This window comes from Rhodococcus parequi, assembly GCF_046042785.1.
Taxonomy (GTDB): domain Bacteria; phylum Actinomycetota; class Actinomycetes; order Mycobacteriales; family Mycobacteriaceae; genus Prescottella; species Prescottella parequi.
In genome coordinates this window covers 146,890-169,535 of record NZ_JBDLNV010000009.1, presented here as the reverse complement: position 1 = coordinate 169,535, position 22,646 = coordinate 146,890, and the positions used below count along the sequence as shown (strand labels likewise).

General features: G+C 69.3%; 21 protein-coding genes. 9 read left to right on the top strand and 12 right to left on the bottom strand.

Annotated features, from left to right (window positions below; genetic code table 11):
• Nucleotides 1-372 precede the first annotated feature (372 nt).
• The gene (locus ABEU20_RS23065) at nucleotides 373-1,398 is read right to left on the bottom strand and encodes a tyrosine-type recombinase/integrase (RefSeq protein ID WP_420166707.1); all 1,026 of its coding nucleotides are present in this window, start codon (nucleotides 1,396-1,398) and stop codon (nucleotides 373-375) included.
• Between the two features lie 518 nt (nucleotides 1,399-1,916).
• Here ABEU20_RS23065 and ABEU20_RS23060 point away from each other — a divergent pair.
• On the top strand, nucleotides 1,917-2,150 hold the full coding sequence (locus ABEU20_RS23060) for a hypothetical protein (protein ID WP_420166706.1): 234 nt from the start codon (nucleotides 1,917-1,919) through the stop codon (nucleotides 2,148-2,150).
• A 1,140-nt stretch (nucleotides 2,151-3,290) separates the two neighbouring features.
• Here ABEU20_RS23060 and ABEU20_RS23055 read toward each other — a convergent pair.
• The 5 genes from ABEU20_RS23055 to ABEU20_RS23035 all read right to left on the bottom strand — a co-directional run bounded on the left by ABEU20_RS23055 (nucleotide 3,291) and on the right by ABEU20_RS23035 (nucleotide 7,727).
• On the bottom strand, nucleotides 3,291-3,674 hold the full coding sequence (locus tag ABEU20_RS23055; protein WP_420166705.1) for a hypothetical protein: 384 nt from the start codon (nucleotides 3,672-3,674) through the stop codon (nucleotides 3,291-3,293).
• 138 nt (nucleotides 3,675-3,812) lie between these two features.
• Nucleotides 3,813-6,197 carry an ATP-binding cassette domain-containing protein gene (locus ABEU20_RS23050; RefSeq protein WP_420166704.1) on the bottom strand — a complete coding sequence of 795 codons (2,385 nt, stop codon included), beginning with the start codon at nucleotides 6,195-6,197 and terminating at the stop codon, nucleotides 3,813-3,815.
• A 55-nt stretch (nucleotides 6,198-6,252) separates the two neighbouring features.
• Nucleotides 6,253-6,864 (bottom strand): VOC family protein, encoded by a 612-nt coding sequence (locus tag ABEU20_RS23045; protein ID WP_420166703.1) that lies wholly within the window; start codon nucleotides 6,862-6,864, stop codon nucleotides 6,253-6,255.
• A 1-nt stretch (nucleotide 6,865) separates the two neighbouring features.
• Complete coding sequence (locus ABEU20_RS23040; RefSeq protein WP_420166702.1) at nucleotides 6,866-7,276, bottom strand: VOC family protein; 411 nt, start codon at nucleotides 7,274-7,276, stop codon at nucleotides 6,866-6,868.
• 10 nt (nucleotides 7,277-7,286) lie between these two features.
• The gene (locus ABEU20_RS23035) at nucleotides 7,287-7,727 is read right to left on the bottom strand and encodes a helix-turn-helix transcriptional regulator (protein ID WP_420166701.1); all 441 of its coding nucleotides are present in this window, start codon (nucleotides 7,725-7,727) and stop codon (nucleotides 7,287-7,289) included.
• A gap of 86 nt (nucleotides 7,728-7,813) precedes the next feature.
• On the opposite strand from ABEU20_RS23035, the gene ABEU20_RS23030 reads away from it, so the two are divergent.
• Nucleotides 7,814-10,342, top strand: coding sequence for a glycoside hydrolase family 65 protein (locus ABEU20_RS23030; protein WP_420166700.1), 2,529 nt, complete (start codon nucleotides 7,814-7,816; stop codon nucleotides 10,340-10,342).
• 12 nt (nucleotides 10,343-10,354) lie between these two features.
• The gene (locus ABEU20_RS23025; RefSeq protein ID WP_420166699.1) at nucleotides 10,355-11,311 is read left to right on the top strand and encodes a universal stress protein; all 957 of its coding nucleotides are present in this window, start codon (nucleotides 10,355-10,357) and stop codon (nucleotides 11,309-11,311) included.
• On the opposite strand, the gene ABEU20_RS23020 is transcribed toward ABEU20_RS23025, so the two are convergent.
• A complete protein-coding gene (locus tag ABEU20_RS23020; protein WP_420166698.1) occupies nucleotides 11,303-12,154 on the bottom strand; it encodes a universal stress protein in 852 nt (283 codons plus the stop codon). The genes ABEU20_RS23025 and ABEU20_RS23020 overlap by 9 nt on opposite strands.
• A gap of 247 nt (nucleotides 12,155-12,401) precedes the next feature.
• Here ABEU20_RS23020 and ABEU20_RS23015 point away from each other — a divergent pair, with 247 nt between their 5' ends.
• The gene (locus ABEU20_RS23015) at nucleotides 12,402-13,367 is read left to right on the top strand and encodes an Acg family FMN-binding oxidoreductase (protein ID WP_420166697.1); all 966 of its coding nucleotides are present in this window, start codon (nucleotides 12,402-12,404) and stop codon (nucleotides 13,365-13,367) included.
• On the opposite strand, the gene ABEU20_RS23010 is transcribed toward ABEU20_RS23015, so the two are convergent.
• The 3 genes from ABEU20_RS23010 to ABEU20_RS23000 form a co-directional block, all read right to left on the bottom strand.
• Entirely contained in the window at nucleotides 13,364-14,845 is a 1,482-nt protein-coding gene (locus ABEU20_RS23010) for a bifunctional aminoglycoside phosphotransferase/ATP-binding protein (RefSeq protein ID WP_420166696.1), read from the bottom strand. The genes ABEU20_RS23015 and ABEU20_RS23010 overlap by 4 nt on opposite strands.
• A 21-nt stretch (nucleotides 14,846-14,866) precedes the next feature.
• Nucleotides 14,867-15,037: a hypothetical protein gene (locus ABEU20_RS23005; RefSeq protein ID WP_005513144.1), complete on the bottom strand. Its 171-nt coding sequence runs from the start codon at nucleotides 15,035-15,037 to the stop codon at nucleotides 14,867-14,869.
• 99 nt (nucleotides 15,038-15,136) lie between these two features.
• The gene (locus ABEU20_RS23000; RefSeq protein ID WP_420166695.1) at nucleotides 15,137-15,469 is read right to left on the bottom strand and encodes a hypothetical protein; all 333 of its coding nucleotides are present in this window, start codon (nucleotides 15,467-15,469) and stop codon (nucleotides 15,137-15,139) included.
• A 171-nt stretch (nucleotides 15,470-15,640) separates the two neighbouring features.
• On the opposite strand from ABEU20_RS23000, the gene ABEU20_RS22995 reads away from it, so the two are divergent.
• Entirely contained in the window at nucleotides 15,641-15,979 is a 339-nt protein-coding gene (locus tag ABEU20_RS22995) for an RNA polymerase-binding protein RbpA (RefSeq protein WP_420166694.1), read from the top strand.
• 92 nt (nucleotides 15,980-16,071) lie between these two features.
• On the opposite strand, the gene ABEU20_RS22990 is transcribed toward ABEU20_RS22995, so the two are convergent.
• Nucleotides 16,072-17,310, bottom strand: a complete 1,239-nt coding sequence (locus tag ABEU20_RS22990; protein ID WP_420166693.1) for a lipase family protein — start codon at nucleotides 17,308-17,310, stop codon at nucleotides 16,072-16,074.
• A 490-nt stretch (nucleotides 17,311-17,800) separates the two neighbouring features.
• Between ABEU20_RS22990 and ABEU20_RS22985 the strand changes: the two genes are divergently transcribed.
• The 4 genes from ABEU20_RS22985 to ABEU20_RS22970 are packed head-to-tail and all read left to right on the top strand — an operon-like array spanning nucleotide 17,801 to nucleotide 22,161.
• A complete protein-coding gene (locus ABEU20_RS22985) occupies nucleotides 17,801-18,109 on the top strand; it encodes a chorismate mutase family protein (protein WP_420166692.1) in 309 nt (102 codons plus the stop codon).
• Between the two features lie 7 nt (nucleotides 18,110-18,116).
• A complete protein-coding gene (gene pabB / locus ABEU20_RS22980; RefSeq protein WP_420166691.1) occupies nucleotides 18,117-20,246 on the top strand; it encodes an aminodeoxychorismate synthase component I in 2,130 nt (709 codons plus the stop codon).
• Complete coding sequence (locus ABEU20_RS22975) at nucleotides 20,243-21,166, top strand: prephenate dehydrogenase dimerization domain-containing protein (RefSeq protein WP_420166690.1); 924 nt, start codon at nucleotides 20,243-20,245, stop codon at nucleotides 21,164-21,166. Before pabB ends, ABEU20_RS22975 begins: the two co-directional genes overlap by 4 nt.
• On the top strand, nucleotides 21,163-22,161 hold the full coding sequence (locus ABEU20_RS22970; RefSeq protein ID WP_420166689.1) for an AurF N-oxygenase family protein: 999 nt from the start codon (nucleotides 21,163-21,165) through the stop codon (nucleotides 22,159-22,161). The genes ABEU20_RS22975 and ABEU20_RS22970 overlap by 4 nt, the downstream gene beginning before the upstream one ends.
• A gap of 27 nt (nucleotides 22,162-22,188) precedes the next feature.
• Here the strand turns inward: ABEU20_RS22970 and ABEU20_RS22965 are convergent, their stop codons facing one another.
• Nucleotides 22,189-22,575, bottom strand: coding sequence for a hypothetical protein (locus ABEU20_RS22965; RefSeq protein ID WP_420166688.1), 387 nt, complete (start codon nucleotides 22,573-22,575; stop codon nucleotides 22,189-22,191).
• Nucleotides 22,576-22,646: the final 71 nt, after the last annotated feature.

Genomic DNA, 22,646 nt, shown 5'->3' with positions numbered 1-22,646 from the left:
ACAGAGTGTGGCGCGTCACTGTCACCCCATCGGAGTGATGTGCACTGAGTGGGACTGCCGCGCGACCCGGCTGCCGGTCACGACCTGGGACTATGGGAGAAGGCGCAGGTGGAGGCCGTTCCGGCGGGCAGCCCACGCAGCGTCGATGCTCCCGCTGGCCGGGATCTCGCTGCCGGACAGGCGCTGCGCATGCCTGCAGGCCCGGCGTTACGGTGTCGGTCGCACGAGTGTGTCAGGCAGACGACACCCGTGTGGGCGAAACGGATGAAATCGGCCGCGAACGACCAGCGAGCGGACGGCGCCGGAACCTGCGAGACCGGCGACGTCCCGGGGCTGCGGCCCGCCGAGGCGCCGATCGGACGTCCCGGGTTGTCAGTTCCCGTCGAGGAAGCGGTAGAGCGGGTTGCGCGCGGCGGCCTCCCGCACCCCCGTGCCCGCGCCCTCGGTGTAGACCTGCGTGGTGTTCATCGACTCGTGTCCGAGCATTCGCATCAGGGTGAAGATGCTGACGTTCTCGTCGGCCATGTTGGTGGCGAACGTGTGCCGGAACTGATGCGTCAGCGCACCCTTGGCGCGTTCGCCGTTGATCCCGGCCCGACGGTAGGCCCGCAGCACCCGATACTGCAGCGTGCCGCGGGTGATCCGCGTGCCGTCTGCACCCACGAACAACGCATCGGTGCTGCGGAAGTGCTGCCATGGCGTCGCGTCCTCCGGCACACGGCGCTTCGTGGTCCCCGGAAACCGCTCGATGCGCGACTCGAGGTAGCCGGTCAACGCGGCCACCAGCGCGGGTTCCGCGGTCGCGACCCGCTCCTTGCTGCCTTTGCCGCGGACCAGGATCACGCGTCCGGATCCACCGCCCGGCTCGGTGGTGCCCCGAACGTCACCGAGGTTCACGGCGATCAACTCCGACGAACGCATGCCCGTCAGCAGCGCGGTGAGGATGATCGCGAAATCCCGCTCACCCCACGGCCGGACGCCGTCGGTGTCGTCGTCCTGCAACGTGCGGATGAGCCGGGTGACCGCGTCGGCCGGAAGCGCCTTGGGAATTCGCTTGGGCGCCTTGGGGCGAAGGACCGCCGACATGGGGTTGGCCACGATGGCGTCGATGGAGAACAGGTAGTCGCACAGCGTGTTCCAGGTGGACCAGCACCGGCGGATGGAGGCGACCTCGTGCGTGGCGGCGAACGCCGCGAACGCCTGCTGCATCGAGAGCTTCGAGATCACCTCCACGGGCAATTCCGTCACCGGGGTTCCCGTCTGCTCGGACAGGAATCCCGCGACGGCCGTGAAGTCCTGGCGGTACGCCTTGAGGGTGTGGGGAGACGGCTTCGCTGTGCTGCGGTGCAGCAGGAACTCGCCGAACCAGGCCTCGAGTAGTTGTCGATCGTCACTCACGTGGGCCTGCTCCAATGTCCTTCCGCGTCTGCGTCGAGCGCGATGCCCGATTCGGGTTCGCGTCCGGGCAAGCTTATCGGCCGGCTCCGACAAGGATCATCGCCGTCGGTCGACATCGGCACATGCGTTCGATCGCGACCGGGACGGGAATGTGGGGTGACGGAGCGATCCGATTCACCGGACAAAGCCGAGAAACGGTGTAACTTCGCTTGCCGGCGAACATTTCGTGCACGACGGATACATGTCTCGGCGGCGGCTTCACCCTCGATTTCACCCCAAACCGGCTTTTCCTGACCACACGGTATGGATAGTTTGAAGGAGGTCAGGCGCACCCCCCGACGTGTGCCTGACCATCTACTTCACGGAACCCCCGTCGCGCACCGTTCGCGGCGGGGGTTCCGTCGTTTTCCCGCGATCGTCGGATGCATGGCTCGCCTCGGTTCGGGGTAGTCCGACAGCGCAGCAGGGCCTACCGATGGCACGGTGCGGTCGGGTGTGGCCCGGGCGGGAGGCGTGTGATGGCGACGTGCGATACGTGCGGGAACGAGTACGACAAGGCATTCACGGTGGTCATGGGGGACCGGCGTGGGACGTTCGACAGCTTCGAGTGCGCGGCCCACGCCATGGCGCCGGTGTGTGGTCACTGCGGCTGCCGGATCCTCGGACACGGCGTCGAGGACGAGAGCCGCATCTTCTGCTGCGCGAACTGCGCGCGAAAGGCCGGCCACGAGCAACTCGTCGACCGAGCCTGACGGACGAAGTCAGCTCCGCGGTGGTTCTCACAGCGTTGTGAGCGAGCGGGACTGAGGCCGGGGCCGGCCTCGTGGCGGACCACGGCGACGGGGGCCAGTTCAGGGGATCGGGTCGCTCCGATATCTGCGTACGTGCGCTCGCACTGGCCACCGCCCGATCGACAGCGGACACGGTTCACCACGGACGCTTGGCGGTTGGGGAGGGGAGTGTCCGGGGCTTCGCGGGTGCACATCCGTGGCAGTCAGTGGTTGCGTCGCAGCGTTTGTGCAGGTACTTGCTGTTGCCGCGGCGGGTGGTGGTGCGGGGCAGCCGCTGTGCCGGGCGTCCGAACTCGGATCGGATGCCGTTTCGCCGTGTACAGGTCGCAATCATGAAACACTCACGCGGACATGGATATTCGGCATTATCCATGACGGTGGTGGAGGTGTCCGCCGGAACCGGCGGGGCAGCGTGGTCGGATCTTGAGACACCGTACAGCGACCAGTGCGGGCCCGCCGCGTGGATTGCGTTCGATGTCGTGCTTGTGGCGGGCGCGTTCTCGCCGGTGTCGTCGCGGAGCGCACGCATCTGCGCGACGCCCGTCGACTCGGATGCAGGATATCGGGCCATTAGGCGTCGGTGGCCGTCCGGCGTCGCGTCGGCCGTGAGCGGCACCGAACGACGGTGGGTGGGCCCGCCGCGCGCAGATCGGCGTCCTGCCCGCGCAATCATGCGCGCTGGAGGCCAGGATCCGCGCGGGGTCCGTCGTCGGGTCGTGTGGGTCTGCCGGCGTTGCGCGCGTGGACCGGACGTCGATCAGGAACCGCCCGGCTCCCGCGGGGAACCCCCAGATCTCGATTACTTGACATAATGTGGATTATCGGCGAAACGGCGAACTGCGATAACGCCGTTGAATGAGCCCGACGGCATCTCGTGGCGCGTCCCTGCATGTCGGCCCATGATGCGCGGATCGGCCACCTGTCGCCACCGTGTGCATCCCGCCGACTGCCGCACTTCGAACGGCGAACTGGCGAGTTGGCGGCACCGGGTTGATCGCATCGGTCCGTGGTCGTCGGCTCGCTACGCTCGGCGCCGCCGATCCGGGTTCCCGCCACGGGCCGTCGAACTCTCGATCCCTGACTGCCCGTGGACCCGTGGGCCTAGGTTCCGGCCGGATCGGCCTTGCCGGCGCTCTCCTGCTGTCCGGCGGTCCACCGCCAATACGTCACAGTGACATATTGAGTACGAGGCTTCCTCGGGTTGCTGGTCGCGCCTGCGACGTCGGGATCCGGTGGCTCGGTGGATGGCCCGATGAGAACCGTGCGGTCGGCGGGCGGCTGCGGGCCATCGGACGGCATGATGTTTTCCATGAGCGCACAAGTGGGACTGCTCCTGGCGATCGCAATTCCCGTGGGTGGCCTGGTCTTGTTCGCGCTTGCCTTCTTCTTGATCGGACGCAGGATGCGGAGGCTGCGTCGTGAAGGTCGCGTCACATACTCCGCGAAGACCACATCCGGCAGCAACGACTTCTCCAGTTCGGGCATGTGAACTCCCGACCCTGCGGATGGTCCGAGCCCGCGACGTCCTCCCCCGAGCGACTCGGCGTTCGCAGCTGCCGAGGCCGCACGCCCCCACCCACTACTACGTCACTGTGACGTATTAGTGGGTGGGGGTTCTATGAGTCACCCGCCGACATACTCCGCGAGATGCTTACCGGTGAGCGTCGAACGGTCCGCGATGAGATCCGCGGGCGTGCCCTCGAAGACGACGCGGCCGCCGTCGTGGCCGGCGCCCGGGCCGAGGTCGATAATCCAGTCGGCGTGCGCCATCACGGCCTGATGGTGCTCGATCACGATCACCGACTTGCCGGAGTCGACGAGGCGGTCGAGCAGGCCGAGCAGGTTCTCGACGTCGGCGAGATGGAGACCGGTGGTGGGCTCGTCGAGGATGTAGACGTCGCCCTTCTCCCCCATGTGCGTCGCGAGCTTGAGGCGCTGACGTTCACCGCCGGAGAGCGTGGTGAGCGGCTGACCGATCTTGATGTAGCCGAGTCCGACGTCGACGAGACGGGCCAGGACCTTGTGCGCAGCAGGCAGTTTCGCGTCACCCGAGCCGAAGAACTCCTCAGCCTGCGCGACGGACATCGTGAGGACTTCGCTGATGTCCTTGCCGCCGAACTTGTAGTCGAGTACCTCGGCCTGGAACCGCTTGCCCTCGCACACCTCGCACGGCGTGGACACGCCCGCCATCATCGCCAGGTCGGAGTACACGACACCGGCTCCGTTGCAGTTGGGGCAGGCGCCCTCGGAGTTGGCGCTGAACAGGCCCGGCTTGACGCCGTTGGTCTTGGCGAACGCCTTACGGATCGGTTCGAGCAGTCCCGTGTAGGTGGCGGGGTTGCTGCGCCGCGAGCCCTTGATCGCGCCTTGGTCGATGGACACCACGCCGTCCCGGCCCACCACCGAGCCGCCGATGAGCGAACTCTTGCCGGAGCCGGCGACACCGGTCACCACGGTGAGCACGCCGAGCGGGATGTCGACGTCGACGTCGCGGAGGTTGTGGGTGCCGGCGCCGCGCACCTCGAGGACGCCGGACGCCGACCGCACCGACGGTTTGACCGAGGCACGATCGTCGAGGTGTTTGCCGGTGAGGGTGCCGCTGGTGCGGAGTTCGTCGACGGTGCCCTCGAACACGATCTCGCCGCCGTCCGTGCCGGCGTGTGGGCCGAGGTCGACGATGTGATCGGCGATCGCGATGGCCTCGGGTTTGTGTTCGACGACCAGGACGGTGTTGCCCTTGTCCCGTAGTTGCAGCAGCAGGTCGTTCATCCGCGCGATGTCGTGCGGGTGCAGACCGATGGTGGGTTCGTCGAACACGTAGGTGACGTCGGTGAGCGACGACCCGAGGTGGCGGATGAGCTTGGTGCGCTGTGCCTCGCCGCCGGAGAGCGTGCCGGCGGGACGGTCCAGGCTGAGGTAGCCGAGGCCGATCTCGACGAAGGAGTCGAGCGTCTCCCCCAGCGACTTCAGCAGCGGCGCCATCGACGGCTCGTCGAGTCCCCGCACCCATTCGGCGAGATCGCTGATCTGCATGGCACACACGTCGGCGATGCTGAGGCCCTCGATCTTCGACGAGCGTGCCTCCTCGCTCAGCCGGGTGCCCCCGCAGTCGGGGCAGGTCTGGAAGGTGATCGCACGGTCGACGAACGCCCGGATGTGCGGCTGCATCGCCTCCCGGTCCTTGGCCAGGAACGACTTCTGGATCTTCGGGATCAGGCCCTCGTACGTGACGTTGACGCCGTCGACCTTGACCTTGGTGGGCTCCTTGTAGAGGAGGTCGTTCAGCTGCTTCTTGGTGAACTTGGCGATCGGCTTGTCGGGGTCGAAGAATCCGCAGCCGCGGAAGATCCGGCCGTACCAGCCGTCCATGCTGTAGCCGGGAATCGTCAGCGCGCCCTCCTCGAGGGACTTGCTGTCGTCGTACAGCGCGGTCAGGTCGAAGTCGGAGACCTTGCCCATGCCCTCGCAGCGTGGGCACATGCCGCCGGTGATGGAGAAGCTGCGCCGCTCCTTGACGGTGCGCCCGGCCTTCTCCACGGTGACCGCCCCGGCGCCGCTGATCGACGCCACGTTGAAGGAGAACGCCTGCTGCGAACCGATGTGCGGCTTCCCCATCCGGCTGAACAGGATTCGCAGCATCGCGTTGGCGTCGGTGGCCGTGCCCACGGTGGAGCGTGGGTTGGCGCCCATCCGTTCCTGGTCGACGATGATCGCGGTCGTCAGCCCCTCGAGGACGTCGACGTCCGGTCGCGCGAGGGTGGGCATGAACCCCTGCACGAACGCGCTGTACGTCTCGTTGATCATGCGCTGCGATTCGGCGGCGATGGTGGCGAACACCAGAGAGCTCTTACCCGAGCCGGAGACGCCGGTGAACACGGTCAGGCGTCGTTTCGGCAGGTCGACGCTGACGTTCTTGAGGTTGTTCTCCCGCGCACCGTGCACGCGGATCAGGTCGTGGCTGTCCGCGGTGTGCGTCGCCGGTGCCGGCGTCCCTGTCCTCGGGGTCATGCTGGTCCTGCCTCCCTGTGTGGTGTGCGGCCTCCATGTCTACCGGACTGCACTGTCATCGCGCGGTGCTCTGCCACGTGAATCCGTCCGGGTCGGTGAATCCCGGGACGTCGCTGCCGATGACGATCCCGTGGGCGCCGGTCCCGTCCGCGGGGACGCCGGCGTCCTTCGCGAGGGCGCGGCGTCCGTAGAGCGCCAGCTTGATCCGGGAGTCGGGTGCGGCGAACTCGACGTACTTGCGGCCGAAGCTCTTCGCGACCTCGAACCCGCGGTCGACGTAGAACTGCTTGCTCGCCTTGACGTCCTCGACGCCGAGCAGCAGGACGATGTCGTCGAACCGGCGTTCGGCGGGCCCGGTGTTCTTCTTCGACGACGTGGCGACCTTCCAGATGGCGCCGTCGGGGGCCTGCACGACGCCGCCGTACCCCCACAGGCTCTTCTTCACCGGCTTCAGAACGGTGGCGCCGGCGCCGAGTGCGGCCTCGATGAACGCGTCGACGATGTTCGGCTGCGACACCACGAGAGACAGTGTGTAGCCGCGGAATCCGGTGTCCGGTGTCGCTGCCTCGGCGACGGCCACGTGCGCGTCGACCCCGAGTTCGGTGTAGAAGGCCTTCGCGGCGGAGGTGTCCGGGACGTCGAGGACGAGGGTGTCGATGGTCGTCATGTCAGCGCACCTCGTTGATACGGAGGAGGTTGCCTGCGGGGTCACGGACGGCGAAGTCGCGGATGCCGTAGGGCTGCTCGATCGGTTCCTGGACGATCTCGGCGCCGCCCGCCTCGAGCTTTTCGAAGGTCCCGTCGAGGTCGGGGGTGGCGAGGGTGAGGATCGCGTATGTCCCCTTGGCCATCATCTCGGTGATGGTGCGGCGCTCGTCGTCGGTGATGCCGGGGTCGGCGGCCGGCGGGTGCAGGACCAGTGAGGTGTCGGGCTGGTCGGGGTGACCGACGGTGATCCAGTACATGTCGTTGTAGCCCACCTCCTTGCGGACCTCGAAGCCGAGGAGATCGCGGTAGAAGCCGAGGGTGGCGTCGCGGTCGGTGTGCGGAAGGAAGGCGGAGTGAATGGTGATGTTCATGACGATCACGCTAGGCGGGGCGTGACGGCTGCGCTTCTCGATTTCTGATCGGTCTCGTGACGTGTTTGGCGACGCATGACGGGATCTCGGCGTCCGGGCGTACTTGGTCCCGATACACGCTGGGCGGGACGCCGACGAGTTCGGTGAAGCGGGTGCTGAAGGTGCCGAGGGAGGAGCAGCCGACCTCGAAACACACCTCGGTGACGCTCAGGTCGCCGCGCCGCAGGAGGGCCATCGCGCGTTCGATCCGTCGGGTCATCAGGTAGGCGTACGGCGGCTCGCCGTACGCGCGCTTGAACTGTCGGCTGAGGTGCCCGGCCGACATGTTCACCCCGCGCGCGAGTGCTTCCACGTCCAACGGTTGCGCATACTCCCGGTCGATCCGGTCCCGGACACGACGCAGCTGCGTGAGGTCGCGGAGCTGCTGGTCTGCGACGGGTCTACTGGCCACCTCGTGATGCTGCCATGCCGTGCCGGGGCATGCCCAGCGCCGCGCGGATCCGCTCGGGATTCGGGGATGCATGGGACAATGGCGCCGTGTCCGCCATCGGTGCACGACCCGATTCCGGGTGCGAACTGTGCGCGCTCACGGCGGCGGACGGTGACAGCGGGGCGTGGCTGCTCACGTATCTCGGCTTCGATCCGGCCACCGAGGGTCAACGCGAATCCTTGCTCACCCTCGGCAACGGATATCAGGGTGTGCGGGGGGCGCTGTCGGAGTCCCGCGCCGACGGGGTGCACTACCCCGGCGCGTACGTCGCCGGCTGTTACAACCGTCTCGACTCGCTCATCGACGACGTTCGGCACGAGGACGAGAGCATCGTGAATTTGCCGAACTGGGTGGGGACGACCTTCCGCGTCGACGACGGACCGTGGTTCTCCCTCGACGGAGACGGCACGGTCCTCCACCATCACGTCGGTCTGGATGTCCGGGGCGGTCTGTGGCTGCGGGAGACGCTGCTGGTCGACCCGGACGGTCGGCGGACCCGGCTGCGGCAGCGGCGCCTGGTGTCGATGGCGGACCCGCATCTCGGGGTCGTCGACACGCTGTTGAGGCCGGAGAACTGGTCGGGCCGGCTCACGATCCGGTCGGCGCTCGACGGGACGGTGCGGAACACGAACGTCCCGGATCTGGCCCGTTTCGCGGATCGGCATCTGACCGAGGTGACGGCGGGGCCGTCGGGCAGCGACGTGGTGTGGCTGCATGCCGAGACCAGTCAGTCGCGGCTGCGGGTGGCGCAGGCGGCGCGCACACGGGTACGGGTGGACGGGATGTTCGTGGAGGCCGACCGGCGCCGGTCCTTGGAGGCGGATGCGGTGGCCGACGAGATCTCACTCGACGTCGAGGCGGGACGGAGCGTCGAGGTCGAGAAGACGGTCGCGATGTACACCTCGCACGATCGGGCGATCTCCGAGCCGGGGCTCGCGGCGCGGGAGGCCGCGCACGGTGCCTGTGCGTTCGAGCGCATCCTGGCCGATCACGTGGAGGCGTGGGCGTCGCTGTGGCGGCGGTTCGAGGTGGTCGTCGATGCGGATGTGCGCACCCGGCTGGCGGCGAACGTGCAGATCTTCCATGTGCTGCAGACGCTCTCCCCGCACACCGCGGACCTGGACGCCGGCGTGCCGGCGCGGGGACTGCACGGCGAGGGCTACCGGGGCCACATCTTCTGGGACGAGATGTTCGTGTTCGGGTTCCTCAATCTGCGGCTGCCGGAGCTGACCAGGGCGTTGCTGCTGTACCGGTTTCGGCGGCTGCCGCAGGCCCGGCGCCTGGCGCAGGCACAGGGTCTGCGCGGGGCGCTGTTCCCGTGGCAGAGCGGCAGCGACGGCCGGGAGGAGACGCCCCGGCTGTTCTTCAACCCGCGCTCGGGTCGATGGATGGCGGACCATTCGCGCCGTCAGTTCCATGTCGGGCTCGCGGTCGCCTACAACGTGTGGCACTACTGGGAGACGTCCGCGGATCTCGGGTTCCTGGCCAGTTTCGGGGCCGAGATGCTGGTGGAGAACGCGCGGCTGTGGGCCAGCCTGGCGGTGTACGACCCGGTGGACGACCGGTTCGACATCCGCGGTGTCATGGGTCCCGACGAGTTCCACGACGGGTACCCGGATCGGCCCGGCGGCGGCATCGACAACAGCGCGTATGTGAACGTGATGACGTCGTGGGCGCTGGCCCGGGCGCTCGACGCCTACCGGATCCTGGGTGAGAACGAGGCGGCCGGGGTGTGGGAACGGCTGCGGGTGACGGCCGAGGAGATCGAACACTGGGACTACCTTCGGCAGCGCATCCGGTTGTGCTTCCTGCCGAACGGGTTGATCGGCCAGTTCGAGGGCTACGAGGCGCTGCGGGAACTGGACTGGACGGGCTACCGCACGCGGTACGGCAACATCGGACGCCTGGACCTGATCCTCGAGGCCGAGGGCGACAGTTGTCGGCGGTACCGCGCGTCGAAGCAGGCGGACGTGCTGATGCTGCTGTACCTGTTCTCTGCCGAGGAGTTGACTGCCCTCGTGCACGGCATGGGCTATCCGTTCGATCCGGCGTCGATACCCGCCACCGTCGAGTTCTATCTGGCGCGGACGTCGCACGGGTCGACACTCAGCCGGGTGACGCATGCGTGGGTGCTGGTGCGTGGTGATCGGCGCGGGTCGTGGCGGATGCTGGGTGAGGCGCTCGAATCGGATCTGTCCGACACCCAGGGCGGCACCACCCGAGAGGGGATCCATCTGGGTGCGATGGCGGGCAGCATCGACATTCTGCAGCGCTGCTATTCGGGGTTCGAGATCCGCGGCGGAGTGCTGCGGCTGCATCCGCAGTTGCCCGACGAGTTGCGGTCCCTGGAGTTCGACGTGCGCTACCGCGGCCACTGGATCCGGGTGCGGTGCGACCATGCGACGGTGACGGTGTCGACGCGCCGTAGTCAGGCCCCACCGATCCGGGTGGACATCGACGGCTCGGAGCACATGCTCGCGTCGGGCACGCGGGTGACGGTGCCGCGCGGACCGGCCGACGGGTCCCGCACCGACAGTGTCGTCGATGGCAGGCTGGAGACCGCACCCGACGTGTGAGGGAGATTCGCCGTGGAGACCGACCCGGATACGGACTTCGCCGAGGGCTCGGTGGTGGTCGGCGTCGACGGGTCGCCGTCGTCGGTCGACGCCCTGAGGTGGGCGGCGCAACTGGCTCGCCGCCGGTCGGCTCCCCTGCACATCGTGCACGTGCTGCCGAGTCCGGGGGTGTATCTGAGCGAGGCCGCGGTGCTGATCCAGGCGCAGTTCACCGAGAAGCTCGAGTCGGATTCCGAAAGGATGTTGCGGCGCGCCCGTGAGCTGGTGAGTGCGGAGTTCGCCGACGTCGAGTCGACGTCGGCGCAGTATCCGGGTCCCCCGGCCGCCGCGCTCCTGGATCTGAGTGCGCGAGCCGGGTTGCTGGTGCTGGGGGCGACCGGTGCCGGGACGGTGGGCGCGATGCTCGTGGGCTCGACCGGACAGCGGGTCGCGAACCACGCGCGGTGCCCGGTGCTGGTGTGCCGGGGCGGTGTGCCGCCGGCAGCGGACGATCGGCCGATCGTGGTCGGCGTGGACGGTAGCGAGCTGAGCCTTCACGCGGTGGGCGTCGCCTACGAGTACGCGGCGGTGTTGGGGGCGCGGCTGGTGGCGGTGCACGCGTGGGGCCCGGCGCAAACGGTGCAGCGGTACGGGGCATTCCGGCTCGTCGACTGGTCGGCGGTGGAGGCCGAGGAGCGTGCGCTCGTGGCGGAGAGCATCGCCGGTCACTCGGCCGCGTGGCCGGACGTGCACGTCGAGATGGTCCTGGAACAGAACAGTGCGGGACGGACGCTGCTCGAGTACGCGGGGCAGGCGCGGTTCGTGGTGGTGGGTAGCCGGGGACGGAGCCGGATCACCGGGGCGCTGTTGGGGTCGACCAGCCAGAACCTGCTGCACCACGCGCCGTGCCCGGTGATGATCTGTCGTGGCCGTGGCGCCGGCCCCGACAGTGGGCTCGATGGTGACGTGTGGACCGACGACTCAGTGTGAGCGCACCACCATCAGCGGGATCGTGACGGTCCGCAGCAGCGCCGCGCTGGTCGATCCGAGCGTCATCCCGTGGAACCCGCCGCGGCCGCGACTGCCGACGACGATCAGTCGGGCGCCCGCGCCGCGCATCAGGAGATTCCGGGCCGGCCTGTCCTGCACGATCACCTGTTTGACGCGCACCTCCGGGTGCTTGTCGCGCCACGGGGCCAGCCGTTCGGAGAGCCTGTCCTGTTCGGCGTCGGCGATGTCTGCCCACTCGGCGCCGAGTGGCCCGTTCGGCAGGGCCCGGTCGGACCACGCGTGCAGTGCGACCAGGTCGGACCCGTGCAGGGCGGCCTCCGTGAAGGCGGCGGCGACGGCGGGATCGCTGGTCGGGGTGCCGTCCACACCGACCACCACGGGGCCGTCGAAGTCGGGCTCGCCCGGTCGCGGCCAGCCGGCCACGACCACGACGGGGCAGGCAGCGTGGTGGACGATCGCCGAGGTCACCGACCCGACGAGCCCTCCGGTGAACTCCCCCAGGCCGCGGGTGCCGAGGACGATCATCCGGGCGGTGCCCTCGTGGTTCATCAGCGCGTGGACCGGCGTGAGCGTCACCATCTCCGTCGACGTGGGCGCAGGACCGACGGCAGCAGCGAGGCCGACCGCCTCCTCCAGTGCGTGTTCGCCGCGGATGCGCAGATCATCGGTGAACGGCGAGGACATTCCGATTCCCCCGGTGGTGACGCTCGTGACGAGCAGTACCGGGTCGCCGCGCACGGTCGCCTCGCGCGCGGCCCAGCGCACGGCGTCGCGGGAACTCGGAGATCCGTCGACGCCGACGACGATCGGTGCACTGCCCATGCGGACCCCCTCGACGACGGCTCCCGAGTCGACTCGTTCCAGGAAACACCCGGCACCCCCGTCGACGCAGCGGTTTCCGGGAGCGTCGTCGCGTTTCACGACCATTTGCGCCTGATTCGCCCGGTAGTTCCTTTCTCGAATCCGCCACCCGCCGTGCTGGACGGCGGCCATTTCCGTCCGCTCCCCTGACAGGCCGCCACGCTGCGCGGTTCTTGCCGCGACACGCCGGTGGGACCACACTCGATGCATGGGCACCCGAACGGCTCCCGAGCCGATCCGGGCGGCGGTTTCCGTCGCCTGTCGGGCTCCCTCGGTGCACAACAGCCAGCCGTGGTCGTGGGTGTTCAGTTGCGGGAGCCTGGAATTGCACGCCGACCGGATGCGGGCGCTGCCCGCGGTCGATCCGTCGGCTCGCCAGATGGTGATCAGTTGCGGCACCGCCCTCCACCATCTCGAGGTCGCGGTCGCCGGGCACGGTCTCGGCGTGGTCGTCGACCGGTTACCCGATCCGGGCAATCCCCTGTTGTTGGCGTCGGTGGCGTTCGTCGCCGCCGACGACTCCGATCGCACCCGGTCGCTGCGGGAGGCGATCGCCGGCCGCTGGACCGACCGCCGGGCGTTCGGTGCCCCACCCCCGGACACTCTCGCCGGTCTCGGGGACATTCTGGGAAGGCACGACGTCGCGATCACCTTCCTCGGTGAGGACGGCGCGACTCGCCTCGCCGAGGCCACCCGGAGCGGCGCCGATCTGCGCCGGCACGACGCGGCCTACCGGGCCGAGTTGTTCTGGTGGACCGGGCATTCCGGTGCCGAGGAAGGTTTCCCCCCGGTCGTGCTGCCGGACGGCGGCACGGTCGCGGAAAGGCGGGAGTGTCCACACGCCCTCGAACCGCCGGGAATCACCGACCGCGCGGCGTTGGCCGTGCTCACCACCGACACCGACACGAGGCTCGATTGGCTGCGGTGCGGGGAGGCGCTGTCCGAGTTGCTGCTCGAGGCCACCGCCCGCGGTCTCGGGACGTGCCCGCTCACCCATGTGACGGAGATTGCGGCCAGCCGGGAGATGGTGCGGCAGGCCGCAGTGGCCTCTGGGGCACACCGCCGGTTCCCGCAGGTCGTGGTGCGGTTGGGGACGCCGTCCGCCGACGAGTACGGGGTTCCGCGCACGGGGCGGCGCCGCGTCGACGACGTGTGGCGGGACGCCGGAATCTAGTCCGGGTTCCGAGACCACTCGGCGGTCGCGGCGGCGATCGAGATGTCGAGCGGCCCGGAGGTGTCGATGCCGGCGGCGGCGGGCCATGGATCGGCATCGTGGGCCATCGCGACGGCGACCGCGGGTGTGGCCTCGGAGTCGTGATCCCGGCGCGAGGCGGCGCGCTCCCGCAGCCGGTGCTCGGCCAGCTCGGCGGGGGCCGTGCACTGGAGTTGCACCAGGTCGGCGCACACCGCTACGGCCGTCTCGGCGGCGCGCAGTCGGTGTTCCCTATGGGTCCAGGACGCGTCGAGGACCACGGAGCGGCCCCCGGCGAGCAACTCTCGGGCCCGGTCGAGCATCGAGTCGTAGACGCGGCCGGTGGAGTCGGACGAGTACCGGCCGCTGCGGTAGCCGGGATCCGGCGTCGCGGTGCGGTCGGCGGCGAACATGGCGCGCCGGACGGGGTCGCTCGCGATCAACTCGGCGCCCACGGCCTCCGCGAGGCGGGCGGCGAGCGTCGACTTCCCGGTGGCCGGCAGTCCACCGACGAGGACCAGACGGCACCGGGCCCGATCGAGGTGCCGCTCGGCGAGTGTGGTGTGGCGCACCGCGTCGTCCGCCGACGCGGCACGGCCCTGCAGATGCCGGACACAGTCGACCTTGGCGCGCATGAACGCGCGGTAGGCGATGTAGTGGTCGACGAGCGAGTCGGGGGCCGTCTCGGCGAGGGCGTCGCGGTACCCCGCCAGGAGTCGCTCGGCGAGGTCCGGTCTCCCCTGGAACTCGAGGTCCATCGCCAGGCACGCGATGTCGTCGATGCGGTCCAGGTAGCGGAGTCGGTCGTCGAACTCGAGGCAGTCGAGGATGCGGGGGCCGTCCTCGAGACAGAAGATGTCGTCGCTGAGCAGGTCGGCGTGCCCGTCGACGACGCAGCCGTCGGTGATCCGCCGCGCGAACAGGGGCCCGCGCCCGTCCAGGTAGCGGTCGACGGCCCGCGAGATCGCGTCGAGGCGGTCCTCGCCGATGACGGACTGACGCAGTTCCCGCGTCTCGCGGATGTTGTCGTGCCAGCGCCCACGGACGGCCTGGGCGGTCCCCTCCCGGTCGATCCCGGGTCCGCGGGCAGCGTCGCGGTGGAAGTCGGCGACGATCCGGGCGACCGCATCCACCGCGTCCGGGCAGGTGGTCGACGCCGCGCGTGCCAGGGTCGAGAGCCGTGCCTGTTCGGGCATCCGTCGCATCACGACCATCGGCTCGCCGGCGGTGCCGTCCGGGTTCCCGAGTTCGGCGATGCCGAGGTACACGTCGGGTGCCAGCCGCCGGTTCAGTTCCACCTCGTGCTCGCACGCCGCCAGGCGCGCCGCGCGGGTACGGAAGTCGAGGAAGTCGGTGCGGATCGGTTTCTTGGTCTTGTAGACGCGATCACCGAGGAGGATGACCACTCCGGAGTGCGTCTCGTGCAGCCCGGCGAAGGGCTGTTCCGGCTGTGTCGCCAACGAGGCCCCCGCTCCGCGAGCTCAGTCGGCTTCGCCGTGCTCGTCGTAGTGGCCCTCGTGCTCGGCATGACGGTGCCCGTCGTGGAGATAGTCGACATGGTCGCCGTGCTGGACGGTCTCGTGCCCGCAGTCCTTGCCGTGGACGTGCGGGTGGTCGGCCGGATCGTGCGGATGGTGTTCGGGTGTCGTCACGGTTCTGCCCTTCCGGTCTGTTCCACGCTGACCTCTCCCACGGTAGTGGGGTTCGGGAAGCGCGGACAGGTTTCCGGGACCCCGCCGGGACTCGATGGGTCAGCGGAACCGTTCGGCGTCGCGGGCCATGACGACCAGTCGCTCGGTGAGATCGGACAGTTCGCGGCCCGCGGCGCCCTCGGCGACGGCGGTGGCGACGTCCTCGGCCGCGCACCGCAGTTCGAACAGTCGGTCGGAGAGGGCGGAGGCCTCCTCCACGCTGAGGACGACGGCGTCGGCGGGAATCGACGTGCCCTTCACCGCGTTGCGCTGCTCGTAGGCGCGCTGGCGGCACGATTGCCGGCAGTAGCGGCGGCGGCGGCCGATCCCGGCCGGGGCGACCTCGCGCCCGCACCACACACACGATTCGGGTCTCCGGGACGCTGCGGCCATGAACGCACACCTTACTGCGGGCCTCGGGGCGGCTGCCCGGTAAGATGGTGCGGCCGCATCCAACGGGAGTGTCGGGAACGATTCGAGATTCCGGGACGTTGTAGATGGTTGTGAACGCTCGGTGCGCCCCCCGGCGAACTGGCGCGGTGACGAACGAAGAGAGGACACACCATGGCAGATCGCGTACTTCGAGGTAGCCGACTCGGAGCGGTGAGCTACGAGACCGATCGTGACCACGACCTGGCCCCCCGCCGCATCGCGCGCTACCGGTGCGACAACGGCGAGGAGTTCGACGTCCCCTTCGCCGACGAGGCCGAGATCCCCGGCGTCTGGCTGTGCAAGAACGGTCTCGAAGGCACGCTGGTCGAGGGCGCTGCGCCCGAGGTCAAGAAGGTCAAGCCTCCGCGTACGCACTGGGACATGCTGCTCGAGCGTCGTTCGGTCGAGGAGCTCGAGGACCTGCTCAAGGAGCGCCTGGACCTGCTCAAGGCCAAGCGCCGCGGAGCATAGTCGGTACGCCGCCGCACAATCGTCTCGGCGCCGCCACGACCTGTCGTGGCGGCGCCGACGTGTATCAGCCGACGTGTATCAGCCGACGTGTATCAGCAGTTGCTCGGTGCCGGCTCGCCGCGGAAGCGGGCGTCGAGGTAGTCCAGCGCCCGCGGTGCCCCGAGGACCGCGGTGGTGAGGTGGTCCGGGCTGGGGAACAGTTCCGACTCGACCTTGGCACCGGCCCGGCAGTACCGCTGCAGCGTCGCGTCGATGGAGTCGACCGGGATGAGCACGTCCGTGGGGCTGTGCCACTCGAACAGGGGCGCGGTGGGAACCCCCGGGTAGTCCTCGATGCTGTTGTCGGACAGGACATCCTGCGCCGACGGGCTGGAGAGGAGATCGGTCGTCGTGGCGATCTCCGAGGCGCTGTGCCCGGCGCCGGCGATGAGGATGCCGTTGGTGCAGGCGTCGGTGACCGCGTCTCGCATGGCGAGCCCCTGTGCGTTCAACTGATCGCTCACCGGCAGTCGGTCCGGGTATTCGCGCTCGAGGCCGAGGGCCGCGGCGAGCGCCAGCCCGAACGCGGGATGCGGCGCCGTTCCGAGGCCGCGCGCCATCTTGCCGAGATTCATCGGCACGCCGCCCGCCGCGGCCCCGACGATGTTCAGTTCCGGGGCGTACGACGGAGCCAGCGCCGCCGCGAACGCGGTCGCCATCCCACCGCCGGAGTACCCGGCCATTCCGACCGGGCCGGCCGCCAGCCCCAGTTCCGGCACGCGCTGCGCCGCCCGGATTCCGTCGAGGGTGATCTGTCCGCCGAGCCTGGCGGCACCGTACGCGCTTTCCGGGCCGAGATGATCCGGCAGGGCGACGGTCCATCCGCGGCTGAGCGCGACGTTGAGTGCCGGTGCCTCCCGGATCGCCAGGTCGGGGTCGTTCGTGTACAGCGTCCGTGACGGGGCGCATCGGGGGCCGAGCGCATTGATGATGTGCTGGTAGGACAGCAGGGGCCCGGAGGGTGGGCGGACGTCCGGCACGAGGATGGTGCTGACGGCCGCGATCGGGCGGCCCTCGGAGCCTGTCGAGCGGAAGTGGATCTGCCAGACCGTGGTGCCCGGGAACTGCGGCAGCGGCGGCATGCGCCGGGCGGCCAGCACGTCGCCGGGCGCGCGCTCCCCGAGGTCGGCCGGCTGCCCGTAGAAGGGGTCGGGATCGGCCGAAACGGGCGCCGGCGCGGCCGTCGCGGTCACGGGCGCCGCGACGAGCAACCCGAGGGCGACCACGACCGCCCGTGCGAGGCGACCGGCGGACCGCGCCCGCAGCGGCGGTGGCATCTGAACAGAAGACATCGGTAGATCCCCCTCGAAAAGCGCGGCACCACAAACGGTTCATGTTCGCCGAAACCACGCTTTTCGGATCGCCCCGAGAATCCGATGACGGGTGCGAGTCGGCCGAACGGCGCCCCAGCATATGCGACGCCGGCGCGGGACCAGGGCCGTTCGGGCGAACCATGCTGCGGCACCCGAGGTTTCGTCCTTGAATACCGTGCGATCGTCAGCGCTGCAATCGAATCCGCACACATCACGGGGTTCGTGACCGCATCGAAACCGAACCGTTCGACGTGTCCGTGCGGGGCCGCCGGAATATCGCCGAAGATTCGCCACGCCCCAGCCCCCGTGCCATCATGAAAGGAACGCACGCAGCTAGCGGATCCGGCTGACGCGATGGCTCGCAGAACTACCGCGCAGGTCCAGTAGACGTAAGGCGAGGTGGCGCATGGACGACACCAGTGGCCCGGTTACGGCCGACACCTCAGAACGATCGACGGGAACGTTTCCGGTGGACGAGCCGAGTCTCGTCCGCCTGCGAGCCGAACTCGACGAGATCGATCGCCGCTTCCTCGAGGACATCCGTGCACGGATCGACGTGTGTGTACGGATCGCCGAGGTCAAGCGACATCAAAGCATTCCGATGATGCAGCCCCAACGCGTGAACCTGGTGCAGGACCGGGCCGAGGAGTTCGCGCGCTCCCACGGGCTGTCGCCGGAGTTCCTGCGCAGGCTGTACGAAGTGATGATCGGCGAGACCTGCCGGGTCGAGGATCTGGTCATCGGGGCGGACGGCGACGCGAATCGTGCGACGGGCTGATGGCGCCATGGCGACCCGCACGCTCCTGATCGACAACTACGACTCGTTCACCTACAACCTCTACAGCCTGCTGTCGGAGGTCAACGGTGAGCCACCCGTCGTGGTGCACAACGACGCCGACTGGGCGTCGGTGCCGCTCGTCGACTTCGACAACATCGTCATCTCCCCCGGACCGGGCCGCCCGGACCGCAAACGGGACTTCGGGATCAGCGCACGGGCCATCGCGAACCGGGAGGTCCCCGTGCTCGGCGTGTGCCTGGGGCACCAGGGACTGTGTCACCTGTTCGGCGGCAGCGTCGGACTGGCGCCGGTGCCCATGCACGGGCGGATCTCGTCGATCCGGCACACCGAGTCCGACCTCTTCGCGGGGATACCGTCGACGTTCCAGGCGGTGCGCTACCACTCCCTCATCGTCGACTCCATGCCCCCGGAGTTGGACGAGCTGGCGTGGACCGAGGACGGTCTCATCATGGCCGCCAGGCATCGCGCGCACCCGCTGTGGGGTGTGCAGTTCCATCCGGAATCGATCTGCACGCAGTACGGACGCGAACTGCTCGGCAACTTCCGGGACCTGACCCCGACGCGGTCGTCGGGCAGCCGGACGAGCCGCCCGGTTGCCCCCGCGGCGCCGGCGGCGGCGCCGCGCTCCGGGGAACGACCCGCCCGCTACCACGTGTCGAGCACCCGCGTGGACCGTGCGGTCGATCCGCAGGCGGTGTACGGCAGCCTGTTCGCGGACGGCCCCAACAGCTTCTGGCTGGACGGCACTGCGGCCCTCGAGCCCGAGTCGCAGTTCTCGGTGATGGGCGACTGTTCCGGCCCGCTCGCCGAGTACATCACCTATCGGGTCGCCGAGACCACCGTGTGCGTGCAGCGGCAGGGCCGGCCGGACGAACATGTGCACCAACGGTTCTTCGACTACATCGACGAGCAGCTCCGTATCCGCGCGGTGCCGCCGATACCGGAGTTGCCGTTCGCGTTCGGGCTCGGCTACGTCGGCTACCTCGGCTACGAACTCAAGGCCGACGCCGGCAGCCAGCTCGTCCACACCTCCCCCACCGCCGACGCCGCGTTCGTGTTCGCGGACCGCGCGGTGGTGATCGATCATCTGGGCGGCTGCTGCCACCTGCTCGCTTTGAGCGAGGAGCCCGACGATCCCGGGGTCGCGAAGTGGTTCGCGGACACCGAGTCCCGTATCCGGAAGCTGGACGAGGCGGTCGAGGCGCCGCCTCCGCACCCGCTGGTGAAACTGGAAGACGACACGAAACCTCGTCTGCGGCACGGCCGGGAGGAGTACCTGGCGCTGGTGGGACAGTGCCTGGACGAGATCCGCTCCGGTGAGTCGTACGAGGTGTGCCTGACGAACGCCGCCACCGTAGATCGGGTGATCGATCCGCTGCAGAGCTACGAGACGCTCCGGGAGATCAGCCCCACCCCGTACAGTGCGCTGCTGCAGTTCTCGGGCGTGGCGGTACTCAGCGCCTCCCCGGAGCGGTTCCTGCGGATCGGCGCGGACCGGGTGGTCGACTCGAAGCCGATCAAGGGAACCCGTCCGCGGCACGCGGCATCGGACCAGGACGCCGCTCTCCGCCAGGATCTGCTCGACAGCGAGAAGGACCGTGCCGAGAACCTGATGATCGTGGACCTGGTCCGCAACGACCTGTCGCGCGTGTGTGTCCCCGGTTCGGTGCACGTCCCGAAGCTGTTCGACGTCGAGACGTACGCGCCCGTGCACCAGTTGGTGTCGACGGTGCGCGGCACACTTCGGGACGACGTGTCGTCCGTCGACTGTGTGCGGGCGGCGTTCCCCGGCGGGTCGATGACAGGGGCACCGAAGCTGCGGACGATGGAGATCATCGACAAACTCGAGGAGGGGCCGCGCGGCGTCTACTCGGGGGCGATCGGCTACTTCTCGATCAACGGCACCGCCGACTTCTCCATCGTGATCCGCACGATGGTGGCCACCGCGGATCAGGTGACGTTCGGTGTCGGAGGGGCGATCGTGGCGCTGTCGGATCCCGAGGAGGAACTCGAGGAGACGATGGTCAAGGCGGTCACCATGCGACGGTGCCTGTCGGTGACCTCGACGGACGACGACCCGCAGGAGGATTCGGGCGAGCAGGTGGGTGATCCGTGACGACGCCCGCCGACACGACGACGTGCGCGCTGGTGATCGTCGGCGGGGCCGGGGCGGTCGGTGGAATGCTCGCGGGATCGGCCCGTGCCCAGGGTGATTCGGTGACGGTGGTCGATTCGGCCCCGCACACGCAGGAATCCGGTGGGCTTTCCGGGGACGTCACTTCCCCCGGCCCGGCGATGCGAGCCGCGCTCGCCGGCGCGGACACGGTGATTCTGGCGGTTCCCGAGTCGGTCGCGGTGGACGCGGCTCCCGTCGTCGACCGGTGCATGCGGCCCGGTGCGGTGCTGGTGGAGACCCTGTCGGTCAAGTCGCGTATCCATCGCGTGCTGGCGGAGTCCGCGCCGACGCGTCCGGCGGTCGGAATCAACCCGCTGTTCGCGCCCGGCCTGGGGTTGTCCGGTCGGCCCGTCGCCGCCGTGGTCCACCACCACTCGCCTGCCGTCGACCGCTTCCTCGGAGCCGTGACGGGTTGGGGCGCACGGGTGGTGGTGATGGACGCGGACGAGCACGACCGCATCGCCGCCGCGACGCAGGCGCTCACCCACGCCGCGGTCCTCGCCTTCGGGTTGGCGCTCGGCGATCTCGACGTCGACGCGGACACGCTGGTGGGGGCCGCGACCCCACCGCACGCGGCGCTGCTCGCGCTGCTCGCGCGGGTCGGGTCGGGGGCGCCCGAGGTCTACCACGACATCCAGTCCGGCAACCCGCACGCGACCTCGGCCCGCACGGCGTTGGCCGCGGCGCTCCGCAGACTGTCGGACGTCGTGGCCGAGGGTGACGAGCGCGAGTTCGGCGATCTGATGGCGGCGGCGCTCGCCCCGCTCGGCGACCACGTCGACGACTACCGGGCATTGTGCGCGGACGTGTTCGGCGGTCCGCTCGCGCCGCGGGAACGATCGGAGGGAGGAACACGATGACCGATCACGCAGTCGGGAACGAGGCCGCCGAGCACGAGGAGCTGTTGCGGTTGCCGTCGCTGCCCCCGTTCGATCCGGCCGATCCGGTGGAGAGCGCGATCATCAGCAGCCTCGCCGGGAGTTGGCCGCGCCGGGCCGTCGTCAAACGGCCCGAACCCGACCTGGACGAGCTGTTCGATCCGGAGAAGGCCGACTATCCCGCGGCGCTGATTCCGTTCCACGACCACGACCTGTTCGCCGAGCTCGACGATCCGGTGCGGCGCCGAATCCTGGCGTGGGCCTGGATCGCCTACAACAAGAACGTGATGGACGTCGAACAGTACGTGGTCAACCCGGGTTTCCGGCTGCTGTCGCAGGACGCGTTCGGCACCGGGCTGGGTGACACGCTCACCGTCGCGACGATGCAGGCGATGGTCGACGAGCAGTACCACACACTCATGCACCTGAACGCGAGTGCGCTGACCCGGAGGCGTCGGGCGTGGGATCTGCCCGAGCGTCGACTTCCGTACGGGCCCACGGTCCGTCGGCACCATGCGGCCGTCGACGCCGCCGGGACACCACGGGAGGCGGCGCTGGTGTCGCTGGCGTTCACGACCGTCGCCGAGACGTCGATCAGCTCGTACCTGGGCCTGATGGCCGAGGACGAGGACGTGCAACCGGTGAACCGGGCCACCGTCGTTCTGCACCGCCGCGACGAGTACTGCCACTCGTCCATCGCCGGCGAACTGCTCAAGCTCGTGTTCGAGCGGCTGGACGGCGACGACCGGCGGGTGCTGCTGACCGGGCTCGCCGACGGGCTCGAGGCGTTCCGGTCCAACGACTTCGCGACCTGGGCGGCGGTACTCGACCACGAGAACGTGCCCGGGGCCGACACGATCGTGGCGGACGCCGCGCACGACGCGGGGCGGCAACGCCTGGTGCAGGACTGCAGTGCGATCCGGCGGCTGTGCGACGACCTCGGGGTCACCGACGAGGTCCCCTACGAGTGGTCGTGACGACCACCCGCAGGGGACCGGCCCGGCTCACGGTGTGGCGTTGAGCCATTCGTAGAACGCCGGCTGGACGTTCGGGTTGGCGCCGGTGATGCCGTTGTACGCGCCGATCCCGGCGCCGATGCCCGTGCCGAGGATGCAGCCGGCGATGAAGTTCGGGAAGATCGACACGCAGCCGATCGCGAGTCCGACGCCGGCCCCGGTCCCCATGCCCGCCAGACCTCCCCGTTCCCATCCGATGCCGATCTCGCGCATGAGATTGTCCTGCGCCGTCTGTTTGTCGACGACGGGTTGCACGAGCGGCACGGAGACGTCTCCCGGCGTGGGTGCTGCATAGGCGGTGCCGGCTCCCGCACCGAGCGCTGCAACGGCGGCAACGGACGCGGCAGCGGCCTTCGAAGCCTTCGATAGGTTCATGACGCTCTCCAAACTGTGTGGAAGATCGCAGGCCAGTCGTTCCGACGCTAGTCGGAGTTCCCCTCCTCCGC